This window comes from Nostocoides sp. (genome assembly GCF_037045025.1).
In the GTDB taxonomy this organism is placed as follows: domain Bacteria; phylum Actinomycetota; class Actinomycetes; order Actinomycetales; family Dermatophilaceae; genus Nostocoides_A.
The window spans coordinates 158,536-171,149 of record NZ_JBAOHM010000007.1 but is presented as its reverse complement, the minus strand read 5'-3'; the positions used below and the strand labels follow the sequence as shown (position 1 = coordinate 171,149).

Sequence of the window (12,614 nt, the reverse complement as noted above, 5' to 3'; positions counted from 1 at the left end):
CCCAGCTGACCGGGGCCGGCGCTAGTGGCGGCGGGGCCGGCGCTAGTGGCGGCGGGCAACCACATGGATCGCCGAGCCGATCTGGCCGAGGACCGAGAACTCCGGGTGGGTGGCGAGCGCCTGCTCCAGCTCCAGCAGCGCGGCCCGGTCGGCGTCGGTATCGATCGCTGCCGAGGGGACCAGGTCGCTGAACAGGCGCACGCCGTGGCTGGAGGTGACATCGAAGCCGGCGGCGATCACGAGCGCCTCCAGCTGGGACTGGTCGAAGCGGCGCGGCAGCGGATCGGCCGGCCCCCATCGCCCGTCGGGACTCTCCAATGCCGCGCGCGCCTGGGCGAAGTGGCCGGCCAGGGTGCGCGCCAAGACCGCCGCCATCCGCTGGGCGGTGACGACCGACAGGTGGCCGCCAGGGGTGACGACGTCGGCGATCTTTGCCAGGGTGTGGCGCGGGTTGTCGACGACCTCCAAGGTGCCGTGCAGGCAGACCAGGTCAACCCGCGCCTTGAGGATCGAGCGCAGATCATCGGCGTCGCCTTGGGTGGAGCGCAGGTTGTCCTCGACACCGGCCTCGCCGACGCGCCGGCGCAGGGCGGCCAACGCGTCGGGGCTGGGATCGACGACGATCACCTCGTGCCCGGCCCGGGCGAGCGGGACGGCCAGCCCCCCGGTGCCGCCGCCGAGGTCGAGCACCCGCAGCGGCCGGGCCAGCTCGCGTCGCCGCTGCTCGGTCAAGGTGGCGACGGTCTCCCAGACCGCTGCCGTGCGCAGCTCGGTCTCGACGCCTCGCCGCGCCCGGCGCCGCTCGCTGGTCATACTCAAACTGTATGCGGTGCCCCCGACAACGGCCCGCTCACGCTCCCCAGGGGTGTGCGTCAGGTTTGAGTGTGCGTCGGGTTTGTGTGCGGTCAGGTTTGTGGTGGTGGGCCACAGTCGCCGTCCTGCAGAAGGTGCCGTATACCTCACCTGTTGCAGGGCACCCTCCCGCTGGCCAGAATCTCCGCTCTGCCACCATCCCCGCTCGGCCGCCTCTGCCTTGCGCCGACGCCTCATGGGTCACCGCCGTTGGTGCTGCCACGCCAACCGGATGGCGCGCGCGATGGCGCGCGGATCCCCGTCGAGGTCGGCTTGGAGCTTGCGGTGTTTCTCCCAGCGCGGCGGCAGGCCGAAGGTGTCCGGGTCTTCCGTGAGCAACTGTTCGCGGTCAGGGAAGTCGACCCGCACCATCAGCGTGCCCGGCTCGTCCTGACGCACGACCAGCCGGTTGTCGACATACCACGCGGCCCGTCCGGGGTGACCCTTGCGCCTGCAGCCGGCCAGCGCGCTCGCGATGGCGTCGATCTCGTCGAGCGTCATGTCCGCCAGTATGCCCACGCCCGCCCGACTGGTTAGGTCCAGCAAAAGGTGCGCTGGGGTGCACCTTTGCTGGACCTACTCTCCGGTAGTCTCATCCGGAGCGCCGTGCGGGGTCTCCGGCGAGCCAGCAGCATTCCAAGCCAGCAGCATTCCTAGCGAGCGGCATACGAGACGATGGACCGCATGGGGACCGACGACGCCGTGCTCGACTGGCTTCTCAGGGGCGACGTGGCGGTGCAGTTCCAGGCGCGCCGCGACCTGGTCGGTCAGGTGCGCCCCGACCTTCGGGCGCGGATCGGCGCCGAGGGCGAGGGAGCGACGCTGCTCGCCGCGCGCGGGGCAGACGGTGCCGCCTACTTCGGCGCGGACATCGGCTCGCTGTCGTCGGTCGTCGATTTCCTGTTGCGTGAGGAGTTGCCGGCCGGCGGGTTCAATTGCCGCTCCAACCGGGCACACCATGCCCGGGTTCGGGTCGCGTCGGTGCCGTCCACGGACGATCTCGAGCGCCGGCTCCATCCGGGGATCGAGTTCCACCTCGGCAACACGCAGGGCGTCGAGGCAGCGCAGCACGTCGAAGTACCACCTGGCCGGGTGGTGCAACCGGGCTTCGACGTTGCGCCGTCCTCGGTCGCCTGGCGGGGGTGCGAAAGCGGGTTCGACGACATCGTGGGTTCGACGACACCGTGGGTTCGACGACACCGAAAATCCGACTTCGGGACTGCCTGGTGGGCGGCAACTCTGGCGGATGAGCGGCTGCCGCCAGCCCGATCTGGCCGGTGCGATGACCCCCCACGGCGTGGCGCAGGTCATGTCCCCCACCCGGATCATCGCCCGCAGTGGCAAGCGTCGCCGTCCTGCAGGAGGTGCCGTATACCTCACCTGTTGCAGGTCACCCCCTCGTTGGCAAGCGTCGCCGTCCTGCAGAAGGTGCCGTATACCTCACCTGTTGCAGGACACCCTGTCGCTGGCTTGACCCGCCGTCCCGCACGCGGCGAGGTGACCAGGTCCGAGGCGGTGCTGGGCAGCTCGAGAGAAGCATGTCGGCACGGTGCTCGCCGACCAGGCGTGCCGGAAAGGTCCTCTCGACCAGCCGGGCGGGCCGGTGATCCGCGCTCGGCCAGACACCGAACCACCGCCCCCAACGCGCTGAGGAAACCCGCCTTCCCCAACCTAACGAACCGGCCGGACCTCGAGAAGCTCGCCGTCGGGGACCAGGCGCAGGGCGTGGTCGAAACCGTTGATTTCCCGACACCGGTCGAGATCGTCGGCGTGGACCCCCGGGAAGGCCGGATCGTCGCCGCGCACACGGCACTCGACACCTGCCGCACTGGCCACGACACGCTCCAGATATGGGCCCGGGTCCGGGGTCTCGCCGCCGATCAGAGCAGCGACTGTCGGCCGCGTCGAAAAATGAGAGTGGGACGAGGACTCTGAGAGTCGGTGAGAGTAGAGGCGCGCCTGCACGGCCACTTTGAGAGTGCGGGAGCCGTCAGGAGACTCAGCACGCGGGCGGCCGCTGCCGACCAGTTGGAGCCGGTCGGCGACCAAGTCAGTTCACGGATCTCCCTCGGCGCGAGCTCACCCAAGAGCGGCTCTGTCGGCCTACTTGATGGGGCCCAAATGATGCAGTCCCTCGCAACGAGGCGAGCGGACCGTCGGCGGTCCTGATGGCACACTCCGGATCGGTCCCTCGTCTGATGCTCGTGAACCTTGTGGCTGGACGTGGCGTGACGTCGGTCATTTCGGCACCCGGTTAGCGCAGCCCGGCGCGCCCACAAGTGACGGTGCACCGCGGGCAGTTGAGAGGATCGCCTGGTGACGCCCCGCCATCACACCGTGCCTCAGGTGTACCTGCGCTTCTTCGCCGACGATGCTCGCCGCGTCCGCCTGGTGGCGCGGGATGATTTCGCGGCTTCGCAGGTCACCTCTGTCCGCAATGCCTGCGCTGAGGTGGGCTTCTATCGGGTGGACCCCGAGGCGTTCGAGGTGCCACCGGGCCACACACCCCCTGAACCCGAAGTCATCGAGGCTTACCTCGGCGGCTTCGAAGCACGCGCCGCGCCCAGTCTGTACAAGCTCAACCACACAGGCATGGCGGACATCACCCAGGACGACTGGTACCACCTGATCCACTTCATCGCGCTACAGACCGTGCGCGGCAACAGGTTCCGTGAAGACCTCGATGCGGCAGCGAATCAGGCCATGCGGACGTACCTGGGGCAATGTGCCACCGAGGACCGGATCCGAGCATGGCTCGAGCAGCGAGGAGATCCGAGTGACCCGCCCGCGGTAGCGGTCTTCCGGGAAAGCCTTCTGGGTGACGCCCGCCCCCGGCTCCTGCCGCCTCAGGAGTTCTATGTCCAAGAGAGCATGAGGTTTGCCCTCACCACCTTGAGCGATCTCTTGGCCTCGGGACGGCGCTGGAGCGTCATCGAGAGCCGAGGGGCGGTGCTCAGTAGTGACGAACCCGTGTGTTGGTGGGGTCCAGGAGATGGACCCATCGGATATGCCACGGCTCCGGTGGTGTGGGTGCCGCTCGGACCCAGGCGCATCCTTCAGCTGGTGGTGGACGATGAAACCCCGGAATCGCTGGGATTGCCGGACAACTCACCTCGCGGCCGTGACGACCTTGTCAGGTTGGTCAACGGCTTGGTCGCCGGTCAGAGCCACCGGTGGATCGTCCACCACCCCTCTGACCATCCGCTTGACAGCCTGACCCTGGCGCCGAGGACCGAGTGGGCCGACGAACTCGTCGCCGTGCAGGAGTCCACTTTCGAACGCCGAGAACTGTGGGTACACCGGAGACTCCCCGTGCCAAGGCAGTCCGTGGAGGCTTCCCCGACGGAGGAGAGCGGTCAGTTCTCGTAGGGCTGGACGCGGCGGTGAAATGGGAGCTCCTCGTGGCGCTGCTGGGCGTTCGGCGACCTGCCCTCCAGATAGGAGTCCATGCGGTCACGAAAGAGCCGCCAGAGCTCAGCGACTTCAGCCTCGTTGAGCTCGGGTCCTGCCGCCAAGTTGTGCAGAGCCAGCCCGAGCGGGAGGTGCGGAGATGCGGGGATCGTTGGCAGCAGGTCCTCCGTGATGCCGCCGTACCGATCCAGTAGCCATTCGAGTCGGCGTTGAAGACTGACGAGTTTCTCTCGCCGTGCTGGCAGGTCATCAAACGTGAGGGTCCACGTGATGTCGGCCCATCGACGAGCAAGACGTTGCCTGGCCTGGAAGTAGTGCCGGCGGCAGTGCTCGGTGCAGAAGCGCCGCCTTCGTCCGCGACCGTTGTTCTCGTACGTGCAGGTCTTTCGGCAGTCAGGGTTTAGGCACGTGGCCACGGCCGCTGTGTCGGCCGCGTACGCCTCGAACTGTTCTTCGGTGAGTCGTCTCGGCGGCTTCATGTGGCCACGGTCCCACATTGACTAGTGTCGTGCAATCAAAACGTTCATCGAGGTCAGCGGCGTCCGCTGGTGGGGCGGGACTTCTCTTGGCACCCACGCGATTCCCCGCTCCCGGTACAGGGAGACGCGCGAGTGCCGAGGTTTGCTTGCTGTAGTTAGCAGCGTGACATATCTTCCGTTTCGCACCGTCGGGGCGCGAGAAGAGACGAAATGATGGCGCAGGCCACGGTTTGCCGCTATCGTCGCACTGGACACCCTGGGGCCCCGGACGCAAGGAAGGGGCGCCGCTCTGCAAAGCGACGCCCCAGCGGTAGGTCCTGATACGAACGTCGTCCAAGAAGCTCGAAGGACTACCTGATGGCCATGCTATCTGCCGCCACACACGCTGTCGCCTACCTGCGTGGAGGCTCCTGCCCATCAGGTGGGACAAGCGGGCGACGGCTGGCACCGTAGATCTCAGTCCCTGGCATGGACGCCCCTCCCACCGCCGTACCCCACCGCCGAGGTCGGCGGACTCTGCTGATACCGCCGCCGACAGGTCGGGTCGCTTCCTGGGCGGCGACGATTGAGACAGCTGCGGACACCGATGCATGTGCGGCAGTCGCAGGCGACGCGTGGCTGACCACCCGGCGGATCGATCCGGTCACGGGCGCCGTGAGCATCGATAGCCACCCTGTCGCCGACCTCCCACGACTCCATCCCGATCTGCTGCTGGAGGTTCGCCGTCCTACCTCCTATGTCGGGATGCGTAGCTACATCGGGCGGATGGAAGCGCCGACGGTCACCTTCCGGTCGCGGTCGGTGTGGTTCGAGTCCCGCAACGAGCTGACGCACCTGAGAGACCTCGTCCTATGCGGGCCTGCCACCGCGATGGCCACCCAGCCGATGCGCGTGACCTGGGCACTAAGCGACGGCAGTCGCCATCACTACCCCGATGCGCTGGTGGATCTCGATGGTGGCCCCCGAACCCTCATCGACGTGACTACCCGCCACAAGCTCGCCGACACCGGCGCCCTCGCCGTGTTCGCGCTGACTGCCGCGACGGCCGCAGCCGCTGGGTGGCACTACCAGCTTCGAACCGAACTCCCTCAGCAGCGTGTCGCGAACCTAGACGCGCTTCGTCGGCACCGCCTGAGTCCGCCCGAGACAGCCCTCGCGGCGGATGTCCTTGGGGACCTGCGATTCCCCGCCCAGGCCCACACCGTCGTACAGCGTCTCGGCGGACTACCCGCCGGCCTGACTCGCCTTTACCAGCTGATCGCCGCCCGTGCCCTGTTCGTGGACCTAGATCAACCACTCGAGCCCGACACGTCCATCCACCAGCAACCGCAGCTCGCGAAAGGCGACCCCGCATGGCTCGTTCCCCTCTAGCCGTCTACAACCCCGATCTCGATCCTCACCGAACACCAGTCGGTCCGAACGAACTGATGCACGTCGGAGGCGACGGCACGGCCAAACTGCTGTGCTGGACCCGGGATGCCTACGGCGCGCTCTGCGCGCTCCTCGACCACGGCGACCACGTCGAACGTCTCACCCTGAATGACCTGATGACACGCCTCACGCTCGACGGACCCACCGTGCCGCCGGCCGACCCTCGCCTCCTTCCGCCCTCCACCCCGGAGTTCGAGGAACTGCCCCCCGCCGCACGAGAGCGCATCCTCGCCTACGTACGACACCTGCTGCAGGTCGACACCGGCAGCCTGAACGGCACACCAGAGCTGGACCGGACCACCGGCCGCGTCGATCCCCGCTACGACCCGCTGACCACAACCCTCACCGGGCGAGTCAAGGCCAAGTCGGCCGAGTTGCGCGCCGCAGGCCACAGGCCGCACTCACCTGCCTCGATCTATCGTGGGCTGGCCACCCTCGCCACGGAGGGCATGACTGGCTTCGTCCACGGCAACCGGGTACTGGGCCGCGACCGCCTGGCCCGGCACGACCCGCGCGTCGTCGAACTCGGGCGCGGTTTCGTCGACCGCCACGCCACCGAGGCGCGCGTAGACCAACGTGCCCTCGCCGTCCAATTGCACGGCGAGCTCCACCGCCACGACCTGGGTCAGGACCTGACCGGCTACGGAGTCCGCCGACTGCTCGGCGACCTCACCCGCGGCCGCGGTCTGCACAAGGACGCCGCCGGGCGGCGCACTGACGCCAAGAAGCCCCTGCTCGCCTATGACCGTTGGCGCGTCGCAGGCCCGTGTGATCACGTGCAGATCGACGGTTACCGTACCGGGATCGCGCTGTGGTCGGCCGAGGCCGGTTGGTCCACCGCCACCATCCTCACGGCAGTCGACGTCTACACTCATGCACCCCTCGCGCTGCGCGTCCTGCCCTCCACCGGTACCGGAGTCACCGCCCGTGACGCAGCCGGCCTCCTGTGGGACATCGGTCGGCCCGCGATCACTCGGGCCGGTTGGCCCTACGAGATGCGCTACCACCACGGCATACCCCACCTGGTGCACGTCCCCTCGATCAGCGCGGCCGACGCAGCCCTCGACCCCACCATCGGCATGAAACTGGCGGGCATCATTGCGCTGGTCATCCTGGACCACGGGTCTGAGTTCACCAGCGCGCACTTCCTCGGGGCCGCCGCCCGGATGGGTACTGACGTGCTGTTCTGCCCCCCCGCCGGTCCGCACCACAAGGGCATCGTCGAGCGCCTCCACCTGACCTACGCGCACATTGAGGCTCTCCTCGGCGGACCGCAATTCACCGGGAACCGCCCCACCAATCGGCCCCGCGACGTCGAAGGCAACGTCGTCATGACCGCAGGGGACCTGCACGACATCTTTTGGACCTACCTGCTCGACATCTACATGCACACCCCCCACGACGGGTTGCGCGAAGCACATGGCCGCACCGGCCCGGTCACTCCCGCGATGATCCTCGAGGAGTACCTCCTCGACGGCGGCACCCTGGACGTCCCCACGGACCCGTGGTCCTTCGTCCACGCGCTGGAGACACGGGAGGTCACCATCCAAGACGGAGGCATCACGATCGACCGGCGCCGCTACAACTGCCCCGAACTGGTCGAGCTGCGCCAGTACGTCCAACGCGGCATCGGCCTCAAGAGCCGGGTCCTGACGGCGTACTTCGACCGTTACGACGTCTCGCGGATCTACCTGCGCCACGTCATCACCGGCGACTGGATGGTCATCCCCCGCGCCGGTGCCTCCACCACCGCCCTGCCGCCGTACAGCGACCTCCTAACACGGCTCGCCGTCCAACAGCAGACCGACGCCCAACCGCTCACACCCGAGGCCATCCATCACGCAGAAGTCAAGTTTCACCTGGCCTGGGGGTACGGCGCGTTCACCGGTCGCCGCGACGCCCGCATGGCCGCGATCGAGGCCAGTCGTGCGCACAGCCTGGCCCACGACTTGGCTGACACTGACGCTGAGTTCCGCGCCGTGGCCTACCCAGATCCGGTGGACCCCGAGGAAGTCAGCTACGGCGAGGATCCCGAACCTGAGGACGACATCCTGGACTACGACGAGATCTTCGGCGACCGTGACGAGAACCTGTCCGGCCAGGACCAGGCCGCGTCGTGACGCGTACCGAGCACCTGTCGCTGTCCGAGGACCTGGACGGCGCGGTTGAACGGGTCCTGGAACCCCAGTGTCCACTCGACTGGGGTCTGATGGCTTCTGCCGCGCCTCCCCCGCCGCAGCCGGTCACGGGGTCGGTCGCCGACAGCGTCGCTCGCCGGTTCATTCAGCACAACCACGCTGTCCTCGTCGAACTACCCGACCTGGTCATGGTCGCTCGCGCGATCGATCGCGCGGTCCTATACAACCGGCACGCCCCGCCCGGGGGCCGCCGCTGCGTCATCGTCCTTGGCCCATCCCACATCGGGAAATCCTTCGCCGTCCTTCAGGCGCTGCTCGCCGACTACCGCCGGCTGCTGCCCACCGCGCCACCGGGCGTCGATCCCTACCTGCCCTGGACGTGGGGTCTGATGGACGGTGAGGGGCTGGGACGCGCCATGCTCGCCGGGATCTGCGGCTTCCACTCCATCCCACAGTCCCGGACCACGGACACGACCAGCACTCTGCTGCAGCGTTACCGGTCGTTGATCGGACCGCTCGGCATCGTCGGAGTCCACATCGACGACCTGGGCTCGATGAATGTGCACGGCAACCAGATCATCGACCTCGCCGGGGTCCTGAAGGCGATGGTGACTTCACTGCCACTCACCGTCGTCCTCACAGCCATCCCGGGGACGCCTCTGATCGATGGCCACAACGCGCCCTCGGCAACGCAACAACTACTTACCAGGGCCACTATCGTCCACCTCAAACCCCTTCCCGCGCCCGCTGGCGTACCCGGAGCGTGGGAACGGATGATGTACGACCTCATTGGCAAACTCGTCATGCCCCGCGGTGCCCGCCAGATCCAACTCAACCGCCGCAGAGTCAACACCCTGCTGTACGAACGCACCGCCGGCCTGCCCGGCTCAGCGATCGTGTGGGTCAAGGAAGCAGCCGCCCTGGCGGCCATGACCGACAGCACCCTCGGGTTGGAGACGCTCCTGGCCACCGCGCCCACCAGCCCACCAGCTACCACGGTCGCTCCCGCCAACCCACGCCGTGGAGGCCCCCGATGACCGATCCGGCTCGCCTCGACCGGCTCCCGATCCGAATCCCCCCAGTCGACGGAGAGTCATGGCTCGGCTACACCCACCGGGTCGCCGCCTTCTACCACCTGCCCTGGCGGACCCTCATGCGCCACCTCATCCTCAACGACCCTCACTCGCTGCGGTACTGGCACATGCCCCGCCTCGCCGGGTATGCCGCAACAACCCCCACGCGCGAAACCTTCGCCGCGTTCTTCCGTCTCGAGCCCAGCGAGGTCGCCGACATGCACCTCAGTCGCTACCACGGGTCTGCCCTCGACTTCCCTGCGCAACTGACCCTCGCCCTGGATCCACTGAGCACCGAGACCGACCCTGCCAACGCCTCGCTGGGGTCCATCGGGCGACTCGTCTCCGTGCGCAAACCGAGGGGGTGCCCCGACTGCCTCCGAGGCCGACCTGACCACCGACCCCTCAGCTGGCATCTCACCTTCCATGTCGCCTGTGTCCACCACGGCCTGCTGCACGTTCCGCTCGACCGACACACACCGATCCCCGCCGACACGAACACCATCGACGCACAAGCCCTCATCCTGCAGCGACTCACGCCCCACCCAGAGAACAGGCGCTTCTTCACCACCCTCGAGCTCATCCTGACCGCTCGCGTCGCCCAAGGCCGACCCCACCGGCTCAACGCCAAGACGACCAGCCTCGCCGAGGCACTGCCGGAAGTGGTCCCACTCGCGGCCGACCCCGACCCGAGCATCGCTCTCAGCTACGCCCTCGACACCACCAACAGGCTCGGCCACATCACCCTCCCCCGGATCAGCACCGAACCAGTCGACCCCCGCTGGATCCCACCCCTGCTACCCACCCGCCACCTCATCCCCCACCTGGCCGACCTGCTCTACCCGCTTCCCATCCGCCGGGCTCGTGAGGTCGCGGCCTGCGCCGCCCGGATGAGCCTGACCGGGGAGAGCGCCACAGCCGCCTGCAGCGTCCTGGGACAACGCCCCACCACACCAGCCGCCATCCACCACACGTTGCGCCGGCTACAAAGCCAGGGCCGACTCGGCCACTTCCTCGACGCCACCGGCCGCGCCAGCCATGCCCTGCTGGGTGAACAGATCGACTACCCCCAGCGCGCCCTACACGCGAGCCGCCCAGACCTCATAGCCGTCGCCAACCAGATCGTCATCGTCGCCTCCGGAATGGCCAAGTCATGGCTGGTCGACCAATGGGCCTGCACCTACACCAGCAGCCGAGAACGCACCACCTCCCGCGACGGCCGCCTCGAGAACTACGACCGGGAACACGGCCCCGCCATCACCGCAGCCCTCGAAACAATCCTTAACCGGGAGGCCGCGTGACCGCTGCGTTGCCGCTCACCCTCGACCCGCTCCCCGAGGAGACCTGGCCCTCCTACCTCACCCGCCGCGCCGCCCAACACCACTGCACCGTCGCACTCCTCGCAGACCACCTCGCCCTGCGCGGCCCCCGTGGCCGCTGGCCCGGCTGGTACGGCGTCACCATCGACCCCACCACCCGCGACAGGGTCGCCGCCCAACTACGACTCACCCCGACCCAGGTCGAGCAGATGCACCTGGCCCGCTACGACCAGCTCGCGATCGATTTGACCGGACTGAGCAAACCCCACGCCATCGACGCCGCCCGCGCAACCGTCCACGCAGCCTGGGTGTGGCTAGCCGGATCAAGTTTCTGCCCGCCCTGCCTCGCCCAATCCGACGGTGCGTGGTGCCTCCCCTGGCGGTTGCCGTGGATCACCAGCTGTCCGATTCACCAGGTCAAACCTCCTCGGAACCTGCCCCACCTGCGACGGCGTCCCCGGTCTCGGCAACCAGTTTCACACCAGCGCCCCCACCCGCCTCCTCGTTGCCCCAGACGGCCGTCGATGCACCCAGACAGCCGCCTCCGGAGGGGTCTGCGGTGCTGACCTGAGCAGCGCCCCGACCTCCCCAGCATCCGCTTCCCGTCTCGCCCGCAGTGAACGCTTCACCGCCCTGCTCAAGGGTCATCGCGGGACCATCTCCGGTACCAGCTACACGTCCCTGCAAGCCCTGCGCGGGTGGCAGTGCGCCATCGGCATCGCAGTCCGCCTCGGGGTCGTTGACGCCGGCGACTGGGGCCGAACCCACCGCTGGGGCAACCCACCCCGCGACCCCGACCTGCTCGACAGCCTTCACGAGGCCGTCCAACCGCTCATCGACGCACAGACCCCGACCGAGGCAGCCGACGTCCTGCAGACGTGGTGCGCGAGAGCCGGAATCACCACCCCCCACGCCGGCACCTTCAACCGGATCACCCAACCCAGCGCCGCCCTCCAACCCATCATCGACGAGCTCCTCCTGCGCCACGGCCGCGCCCACACCCTCATCCAGCGGCGACTCACCCACGGCGATGGCACCGCCATCGCCGCGCCGGACTGGGACCTCGATGACCTCCCACAACTGGTCTGGCGGTGCGCCCTCCCCGAACCATTGCGGCGACATACCCGACCCGACCAGCGGTTCCTGCGCGCCGTCCTCGCCCTCACCTTGGTTCGCTGGCGCGTCGAAGTGCCCGACTGGGCCAGCGCCGGCGTTGCCCTCGGAATGCCGCCAGCGAAGGCTCGCACATGGGCTCGGCACGTCTACGCGGGGCGATGGGGATTGAAGGTGCCCCTCCTGCGGGCGGCGGTGAACCTCCAGCGTCTCCTGGCCCAGCAGAGCACGCGGCACACGTGGGTAGCCCGGCCAGCCCTAGCTGGCTACGGCGTCCTCGCCCTTAACGAGGCACAACAGCCCGCGTGTCGGCTCGAGGACCCCGACAGCCCCTGGTGCCCATGCACCCACCCAAGGAGAACCTGATGATCACTCCACCGCTGGACTACGCCGTCTACGTCGCCGACCAATGCATGGCCCGCTTCGTCTACACCCCCGACGCCGCCCACTACCGCCAACAACTCATCCACCGGATCCGAGACCAAGCCCCCGACCTCGGCCCCGCACAGATCGCGGCCGGCGTGACCGTCGAGGAGTCACCGCACGAGTCCCTCCGCCGACAGGCCGTTGAACTTCCGGTGCAAGTCTGGCTCGTCTGGGAGGGACAGCAGCTGCTCGGCGTTCATTCGACCCGTGAGGGTGCTGAGGCCGCTCTCGAGATGCAGCGGGGGCCTCGACAGGGCGACCTGGGCGAGAGAACTGCCTCGTTAGCCGTCACCGCGGTATGGGTCGCCGAACCAAACTGAGCAAAGCCACCGCCCGAAAGCCCCTATGGTCGAGTTGTCCGCCCAAGAGCGA

At 68.2% G+C, this 12,614-nt stretch carries 12 protein-coding genes and 1 pseudogene; 8 read left to right on the top strand and 5 right to left on the bottom strand.

The window, feature by feature from the left end:
• Positions 1 to 42 precede the first annotated feature (42 nt).
• From V9G19_RS05445 to V9G19_RS05430, 4 genes are all read right to left on the bottom strand, one after another.
• The gene (locus V9G19_RS05445; RefSeq protein ID WP_462284474.1) at positions 43 to 813 is read right to left on the bottom strand and encodes a methyltransferase domain-containing protein; all 771 of its coding nucleotides are present in this window, start codon (positions 811 to 813) and stop codon (positions 43 to 45) included.
• 240 nt (positions 814 to 1,053) lie between these two features.
• The gene (locus tag V9G19_RS05440) at positions 1,054 to 1,353 is read right to left on the bottom strand and encodes a hypothetical protein (RefSeq protein WP_462284473.1); all 300 of its coding nucleotides are present in this window, start codon (positions 1,351 to 1,353) and stop codon (positions 1,054 to 1,056) included.
• A 75-nt stretch (positions 1,354 to 1,428) separates the two neighbouring features.
• Positions 1,429 to 1,923, bottom strand: coding sequence for a hypothetical protein (locus V9G19_RS05435; protein ID WP_462284472.1), 495 nt, complete (start codon positions 1,921 to 1,923; stop codon positions 1,429 to 1,431).
• A 600-nt stretch (positions 1,924 to 2,523) separates the two neighbouring features.
• The gene (locus V9G19_RS05430; protein ID WP_462284471.1) at positions 2,524 to 2,688 is read right to left on the bottom strand and encodes a hypothetical protein; all 165 of its coding nucleotides are present in this window, start codon (positions 2,686 to 2,688) and stop codon (positions 2,524 to 2,526) included.
• 480 nt (positions 2,689 to 3,168) lie between these two features.
• On the opposite strand from V9G19_RS05430, the gene V9G19_RS05425 reads away from it, so the two are divergent.
• Positions 3,169 to 4,221, top strand: coding sequence for a DUF4238 domain-containing protein (locus tag V9G19_RS05425; protein ID WP_462284470.1), 1,053 nt, complete (start codon positions 3,169 to 3,171; stop codon positions 4,219 to 4,221).
• Here the strand turns inward: V9G19_RS05425 and V9G19_RS05420 are convergent.
• Positions 4,209 to 4,742, bottom strand: coding sequence for a hypothetical protein (locus tag V9G19_RS05420; protein WP_462284469.1), 534 nt, complete (start codon positions 4,740 to 4,742; stop codon positions 4,209 to 4,211). The two genes, V9G19_RS05425 and V9G19_RS05420, sit on opposite strands and share 13 nt — an antisense overlap.
• 654 nt (positions 4,743 to 5,396) lie before the next feature.
• On the opposite strand from V9G19_RS05420, the gene V9G19_RS05415 reads away from it, so the two are divergent.
• From V9G19_RS05415 to V9G19_RS05385, 7 genes and pseudogenes are all read left to right on the top strand, one after another.
• Complete coding sequence (locus V9G19_RS05415) at positions 5,397 to 6,113, top strand: hypothetical protein (RefSeq protein WP_462284468.1); 717 nt, start codon at positions 5,397 to 5,399, stop codon at positions 6,111 to 6,113.
• A complete protein-coding gene (locus V9G19_RS05410; protein WP_462284467.1) occupies positions 6,095 to 8,293 on the top strand; it encodes a Mu transposase C-terminal domain-containing protein in 2,199 nt (732 codons plus the stop codon). The genes V9G19_RS05415 and V9G19_RS05410 overlap by 19 nt, the downstream gene beginning before the upstream one ends.
• The gene (locus V9G19_RS05405; protein WP_462284466.1) at positions 8,290 to 9,348 is read left to right on the top strand and encodes a hypothetical protein; all 1,059 of its coding nucleotides are present in this window, start codon (positions 8,290 to 8,292) and stop codon (positions 9,346 to 9,348) included. The genes V9G19_RS05410 and V9G19_RS05405 overlap by 4 nt, the downstream gene beginning before the upstream one ends.
• Entirely contained in the window at positions 9,345 to 10,685 is a 1,341-nt protein-coding gene (locus tag V9G19_RS05400) for a TniQ family protein (protein WP_462284465.1), read from the top strand. The genes V9G19_RS05405 and V9G19_RS05400 overlap by 4 nt, the downstream gene beginning before the upstream one ends.
• Positions 10,682 to 11,062: pseudogene (locus tag V9G19_RS05395) on the top strand (TniQ family protein); the annotation flags it as partial. The gene V9G19_RS05400 and the pseudogene V9G19_RS05395, both read left to right, overlap by 4 nt.
• Position 11,063: 1 nt before the next feature.
• A complete protein-coding gene (locus V9G19_RS05390; protein ID WP_462285055.1) occupies positions 11,064 to 12,182 on the top strand; it encodes a hypothetical protein in 1,119 nt (372 codons plus the stop codon).
• Positions 12,182 to 12,562, top strand: a complete 381-nt coding sequence (locus V9G19_RS05385) for a hypothetical protein (protein WP_462284464.1) — start codon at positions 12,182 to 12,184, stop codon at positions 12,560 to 12,562. Before V9G19_RS05390 ends, V9G19_RS05385 begins: the two co-directional genes overlap by 1 nt.
• The last annotated feature ends 52 nt before the right edge of the window (positions 12,563 to 12,614 follow it).